The sequence below is a fragment of the Bartonella sp. MU37NMGALS genome, from assembly GCF_042194015.1.
GTDB lineage: Bacteria > Pseudomonadota > Alphaproteobacteria > Rhizobiales > Rhizobiaceae > Bartonella > Bartonella grahamii.
The window spans coordinates 1-530 of record NZ_JBHIML010000167.1 but is presented as its reverse complement, the minus strand read 5'-3'; the positions used below and the strand labels follow the sequence as shown (position 1 = coordinate 530).

General features: G+C 41.3%; 1 protein-coding gene. It reads left to right on the top strand.

The window, feature by feature from the left end; translation table 11 throughout:
- Positions 1 to 267: 267 nt before the first annotated feature.
- The coding region (locus ACFIJP_RS09745; protein ID WP_375627232.1) for a DUF4043 family protein at positions 268 to 530 on the top strand (263 nt) is incomplete at its 3' end.

Genomic DNA, 530 nt, shown 5'->3' with positions numbered 1-530 from the left:
AACTTCAAAGCCGGCAGAATTCTGCGAGGACTTTGACGGCATCTGGTGGAGGGGGCAGTGTTGGACCAATCACTTTAAAAACCATTTGTGATATGTCTGATAAAGAATTTGGAGAATGGTATAGCAATCCTAAAAATCAAATCATTTTTGATAAGTTAATGGGGCGCGATGGCTGAGTATAGTCTAGGCGCATAATATAATCCGCTTTGATGTGGGTTTTTCACCGGCTTAAAGCCGGTTTTTTTACAGCAAAGAAAGGTGAAATCAATGGCAATAACACGTATACCTATTAATGATGCACAAGCAGTGCAAGCTTGGTCAAAGAGATTAAATTATGAAGCGTCCAAAGCGCTTGATATTGAACCGTTAATGGGAGAAGACTCCAATAGTATCATTCAAGTCAAGAATGAACTTAGGAAAGAAGGCGGAGATTGTGTTACGTTTAGCTTACGAGCACAGATTATGGGGCGTGGTGTAAGCGAGGGTGAAACGCTTAAAGGCAATGAAGAAGCCCTCCAATTTCTCCATGA